This is a genomic window from Streptomyces aureocirculatus (genome assembly GCF_000720475.1).
Lineage (GTDB): Bacteria > Actinomycetota > Actinomycetes > Streptomycetales > Streptomycetaceae > Streptomyces > Streptomyces aureocirculatus.
Genome location: NZ_JOAP01000116.1, coordinates 1 through 4,348, shown reverse-complemented (window position 1 = coordinate 4,348; position 4,348 = coordinate 1). Strand labels below are relative to the sequence as shown.

Sequence of the window (4,348 nt, the reverse complement as noted above, 5' to 3'; positions counted from 1 at the left end):
CATCACCGGCCACCACCCCACGACCAGCCAGCAGATGCGCAAGCCTCGACGACGCCTCATCCACCTCCCGATACGTCCACGACCGCCCACCGAACACCAACGCCACCGCATCCGGACACCGCCGCACCTGCGCGGAGAACAACTCCGGCACCGACACCGCACCCACCGACTCCGACAACACCCGCCGGTTACCCAGCACGTCCAACTGAGCCGACTCCCCCGCACCCAGCACATCCACCGACGCCACCGGACGCTCGGCGTCGGCGGCCATAGCGGTCAGCAGTGTCTCCAGCCACACGGCGATCCGCCCGGCCGCCGCCTCGTCGAAGACGTCGGTGCGGTACTCGAAGCGCAGCCGCAACTGCCGGCCGGGCCAGGCCTGGAGGGCTATCGGGTAGTGCGTGAACTCGCGGCTCGATGAGATCCGTACGCCCAGCTCCTCGGTGTCGAGCCCGCCACCGGACGCCTTCAGCGGATAGTTCTCGTACACGAGGATCGTGTCGAAGAGCTGTTGGTGCCCTGCGGTGCGCTGGACGTCGGCCAGTGACAGGAACTGGTGCTCCAGGCCGTCGTGGTGGGCGTCCCGCAACGCGCCGATCAGTTCGGCGGTGGTCGTCCCTGAGGTCATGCGGGCGCGTACCGGGATCGTGTTGATGAACATGCCGACGGCCGACTCGCTGCCCGGCAGGTCCGCGGGACGGCCGGAGACGGTGGTGCCGAAGACGATGTCCTGGCCGCCGGTCAGGACGCCGACGAGCCGTGCCCAGGCTGCTTGCAGCACGATGTTCAGGGTGGTGTTCTGCGACCGTGCGAGACGTTCCAGGGCGCGGGTGGTGCTCGCCGGGATGTCGGCTCGGAGCAGGGCGCGCGCGGCGGCGCCGGTCCGCTCCACCGGGTCCACCAGGGTGGGCGTTTCGAGGCCCGTCAGGAGCTGCTGCCAGTGTCGCTGCGCCGCGTTCCAGTCCTGGGCGGACAGCCATTCGACGTAGGTACGGAACGCCGGAGCGGGAGCGAGGGGCTCCTGCCGGTAAGCGGCGAAGATCTCGCGGAGCAGGATCTGGATCGACCAGCCGTCCACCACGATGTGGTGCACGGACAGGACAAGGTCGTGCCGGTCCGCTCCCGTGCGCCGTAGCAGTACACGCAGCGGCGACTCGGTGTCGAGCTTGCCGCAGGCGGTGAGTTCCGCGTCGAGCAGCTTCGCGATGTCACCGTCGTTCCCGTCGGTCCCGCTGCCGGGGCCGCCCTCGCCGTTCACCACGGTCCACGGCACGACGGGGTGCTTCAGCACGATCTGCACCGGGTCGGAGAGCTGATCGGAGACGAATCTGGCCACCAGGTTGGGGTGGCGTGCGACCACCGTGTGCACGGCCTCGCGCAGGCGCCGCACGTCCAGCGGGCCCGTGAGCTCGATGCCGAGTTGCACGGTGTACAGCTCGGCGGGCTCGGCGCCTTCGGAGCGGCGGTGGAACAGCAGGCCTGTCTGGAGCGGTGTGAGCGGGAGGATGTCGGCCGGTTCGAGGAGCTGTTCGAGCCGCGCGAGCTGTTGCCGGGTGACGGTGGCGGGCCGGACGTCGGAAGGTGTCAGTCCGCTGCCGCCCTTCCGCACGTACGCGGCGATTCCAGCGAGTACGTCGTGCCATCGTGCTGCCAGGTCGGTGATGTACGGGCGGTCGACCCGTGCGCCGCACCAGCTCCAGGTGGCGTGCAGCTCGGTCTGTTCGCCGTCGTCGAGCACGGCGGCGTTGATGCCGAGGGTGTGGGGCAGCAGCATCGGCCGGGATCCGAAGCGCCGGGCGTCGGAGGACTCGGAGGGGCCGAGGATCCTCCATTCATCGGCGGCGCGTGCGCTGTCGTGCCCGCAGGTTCGCGGCACGCTGCGGCGGCCGAGGTAGTTGAACCCGACCGCGGGGTCCTCGCCGGGCAGGTCCGCGGTTTCGTCGAGGTACTTCAGCAGGCCGTACGTGATCCCGTCGGGGACCGCACGCAGTTGCTCCTTGGCGTCCTTGACCCATTCGCCGAGGGCTGTGCCGCCGGTGCGTACGGTGTCACGGTCCAGCGGGGCCGCGGTCAGCGCGACGGGGTGCTTGGCGGTGAACCAGCCCACCGTGTCGGTCAGATCGATGCCTGCGCCCAGCTCGTCGCGGCGGCCGTGTCCTTCCACGTCGATCCGCAGGGGTGTGCCGAAATGCTGGTGCTGCTGTGCCAGGGCGGCGCCGAGCGCGATGAGCAGCAGCTCCTGGACGGTGACGCGCAGTGCCGCGGTCGCCTCCGTCGTCAGCGCGCGCGTCAGCTCCGGGTCGACCGTCACCGACATCTGCTCCACGGTCGCCCAGGTGTCGGCGTCGGGGCGCGGTGTCGGCAGCAGGGCGGCGGCCGACTCGATGTGCTGCCAGCCCGGCAGCAGGGCGGCGACCTCGGCGGACCCGGCGTGGTCCGCGAGCGTCGAGGCCCAGCGCCGGAACGAGGTGCCCGTGGCGTCGAGGGCGATCTCCCGGCCCGCGGCGAGCTGCCGCCGACCCGTCGCGAGGTCCCGCTGGATGATCCCCCAGGAGACGGCGTCCACCGCGAGGTGGTGGACGACGAGCATCAGTTGCTTCGTGGGAGCGGCCCAGACGGCGTGGACCATGGTTCCGCCGTGCGGGTCGAGCTGCCGCAGCGCGGCGGTGAACGAGGCGTCGGTGAACTCGTCGACGACCGTGACGCAGGAGGCCGCGTCGACCGTCCCCGGCGGTGGGACGACCGGCTGCCAGGATGCGCCGTCGGCGGTGTCGCCGATCCGGAGCCTGAGCATCGCGTGCCGGTCGAGCAGCGCCTGCAGGAGTGCCACCACATCGGCGTGCTCCGTCTGCGGCGGTGCCTGGAACAGCACGGTCTGGTTGAACTCGCCGACCGGCGCCCGGAGGGACTCAAGCCAGCGGATGATCGGCGTCGCGGGCACGGGACCGGAGTCGTCGTCCGGCTCGGGGCTCGGTCCGGCCTGGTCGGCGAGCCGGAGCGCGCGGGCGACCCTCGCCACGGTCTGCTCGACCAGGATGTGGCGGGGCTTGCAGTGCAGGCCTGCCTCCCGGGCCCGGGACACGACCTGCATGGAGGAGATGCTGTCGCCGCCGAGGTCGAAGAACGAGTCGTCGACGCCGACGCGTTCGACGCCGAGGACCTGTGCGTAGACGGTGGCCAGGATTTCCTCGGCCGGGTCGGCGGGCGCCCGGTAGCCCTCGGTGTCGCCGTACGCGGGCACCGGCAGGGCTCGCTTGTCGAGCTTGCCGTTGACGGTCATGGGCAGCCCCCGGAACGTCCTCACGAACGACGACCGCGGCCTGCCCCACCCCGGGGCACGCACGCAGGACCGACTCGACCTCACCGAGCTCAATCCGGTAGCCACGAATCTTCACCTGGTCATCGGCACGACCCACGTACTCAAGCTCACCATCGCCGTTCCACCGCACCAGGTCACCGGTGCGATACATCCGCGACCCCCCGGGACCGTACGGACACGCCACAAACCGCGACGCCGTCAGACCGGCACGCCGCACATACCCCCGGGCGAGCCCGCGACCGGCCACGTACAGTTCCCCGACCACACCCACCGGCACCCGGCACAGTCCGCTGTCCAGGACGAACAGTCCGGTGCCCGAGCCAGCTCCGCCGATCGGCACGGCCGCGTCGGGGGTGAGGGGCTTGCTCATCGACACATAGACGGTGCATTCCGTCGGGCCGTATGCGTTGATCATCGCGCGGCCTGGCGCCCAGCGCTCGACCAGCTCGGCGGGGCAGGCCTCGCCGCCGACCAGGAGCACCGCGACCGACGCGAGCCCGTCCGGGGACAGTCGCGCCAGGGCGGACGGTGTCTGTGTCAGGACCGTCACCTGTTCGTCGACGAGCAGGTCGTGGAAGTCGGAGGGCGAGTACACGACTTCCTCGGGGACGACGATCAGCCGTCCCCCGTGCAGCAGCGCACCCCACATCTCCCATACGGCGAAGTCGAAGGCGTAGGAGTGGAACAGCGTCCACACGTGTTCGTCCGCCCGTACCGTGACGGTGGCGGGGCGGCCGGGCGCGGTCAGGCGCTGGAGGTGTGTGGCTACCAGGTCGGCCATGCCGCGGTGGGTGACGGCGACGCCCTTGGGGGTGCCGGTCGTCCCGGAGGTGTAGATGACGTACGCGGTCTGGTCGGCATCGGGGTACGAGAAGGCCGTGGTCGGCTGCCGGGAAAGGCCCGGGTCCTCGACGTCCACGACGACCGCCACCACCCCACCGCCGTCAAACCGCTCCGACAGCTCCCCGGTAGTCACCACTACCACCGGCGCCGCGTCTTCAAGGACGAAAGCCACCCGCTCGTCGGGGT

At 70.9% G+C, this 4,348-nt stretch carries 1 protein-coding gene and 1 pseudogene; both read right to left on the bottom strand.

Annotation, left to right across the window (positions count from 1 at the left end; translation table 11 throughout):
- The coding region (locus IG78_RS52090) for a condensation domain-containing protein (protein WP_249926171.1) at positions 1–2,830 on the bottom strand (2,830 nt) is incomplete at its 3' end.
- Between the two features lie 222 nt (positions 2,831–3,052).
- Positions 3,053–4,295 (bottom strand): annotated as a pseudogene (locus IG78_RS53005) (amino acid adenylation domain-containing protein); the annotation flags it as partial.
- Positions 4,296–4,348 lie beyond the last annotated feature (53 nt).